This window comes from Nocardioides sp. CPCC 206348 (assembly GCF_048654705.1).
In the GTDB taxonomy this organism is placed as follows: domain Bacteria; phylum Actinomycetota; class Actinomycetes; order Propionibacteriales; family Nocardioidaceae; genus Nocardioides.
In genome coordinates this window covers 1-1,488 of the sequence record NZ_JBMCZA010000022.1, presented here as the reverse complement: position 1 = coordinate 1,488, position 1,488 = coordinate 1, and the positions used below count along the sequence as shown (strand labels likewise).

Annotated in this window: 2 protein-coding genes; both read left to right on the top strand. The window is 71.2% G+C overall.

Annotated elements, in window-relative coordinates:
* Positions 1 to 839 (top strand): MFS transporter (locus ACOADB_RS00800; RefSeq protein ID WP_378596021.1); only part of this gene is annotated, 839 nt, incomplete at its 5' end.
* 29 nt (positions 840 to 868) lie between these two features.
* The coding region (locus tag ACOADB_RS00795) for an SDR family NAD(P)-dependent oxidoreductase (protein ID WP_378596020.1) at positions 869 to 1,488 on the top strand (620 nt) is incomplete at its 3' end.

Below are 1,488 nucleotides of genomic sequence, written 5' to 3'. Positions count from 1 at the left end.
CGCTCGTGGTCCACGACCGCCTGGGACTGGACTCCAACGGCTTCGGGCTGCTCTTCGCAGCGGTCGGAGTCGGGGCCGTCGGCGGCACGGTGCTGCTCGCGCCCGTGCGCGCACGGCTTGCCGTCAACCACTTCGGGTTCGCCGGGTCGGTCGCCTTCGGCCTGATGCTCGCGGGCCTCGCGCTCAGCTCGGACCGGGTCGTGGTCGGTGCGCTCCTGGTGCTGGGCGGAGCCGCCTGGGTCGGTGTACAGACGACCTGGATGACGGCGGCGCACCAGGCACTTCCCGACTGGGTGCGACCGCGGATCATCGCCCTCATCCTGCTGGCTTTCCAGGGCTGCCAGGCGCTCGGCGCCCTCGCCTGGGGTGTGCTCGCCGACCTCATCGGGCTGAGCGGCGCGCTGGGTGTCGCGGCGGTGCTGATGGCCATCGCCGCGAGCGGTTTCCTCAGGCACGGCCTGCTCCCCAGTGACGGCATCGCGCCGGACCTGGCGGAGGTCGAGACGCCCAGCCTGGGCGAGGTGGAGCTGGACCGACCGGTACGGATCGAGGTGACCTACGTGCCGTCGTACGACAAGGTGCCGGCGTTCCTCGAAGCCGTCGAGGCACTCCGGCTCTCGCGGCAGCGCCTGGGCGCGAGCCGCTGGGAGCTCCTGGTCGACCTGGAGCATCCCGGCGTGTTCGTGGAGACCTTCCCGATGAACTCGTGGGCCGACCACGTCGCGTCGGAGACCGTGCGGTTGACCGTTCCCGAGCACCGACTCCGCGAGCACGTCTGGCGGCTGCTCGACGAGGAGCCGCGGACCCGCGTGCTGCTGGACGCACTGATGACCCACTGAAGAACCAGATCAATGAGAGGAACTGAGCGATGAGCACCGAAGCTCGCTTCGCAGGAAAGGTCGCGCTGGTGACGGGAGGTGCGTCCGGCATCGGCGCCGCCGTCGTCCGCCGGCTGGCGGCAGAGGGCTGTGCCGCGGTCGTGATCGCCGACCTCAACGAGGAGAGCGCAGAAGCCATGGCTGCTGAGCTGCCGACCGTCCGGCCGGCGCGCGTGGACGTCTCCCGGGCCGCCGATGTCGATGCCGTCGTCGATGCGACGGTGGCCGAGCACGGGCGCCTCGACGTGGTGATCCACGCCGCGGGCGTCGACGACCCGGCGTCGAAGGCGTTGCTGAACGCAGCCCGTGCCGCAGGGACGCCCATCGATGCCTTGCGCACGGTCACTGACGACACGTGGCGGCGACTGATGGCGGTCAATCTCGACGGCACCTTCCACGTGTTGCGGGCCGCGGCCCGCGTGATGGTGCCGCGAGGTGAGGGCGCCGTGGTCACGGTGAGCTCGTCAGCCGCCTTCGACACCCTCACCGGCTATGGGCCGTACGCCGCCTCGAAGGCCGGTGCGCAGGCGCTGACCCAGGCAGCCGCCAAGGAGCTGATCGCCTTCGGTGTCCGGGTGAATGCGGTCGCACCCGGGCCCGTGGACACCCC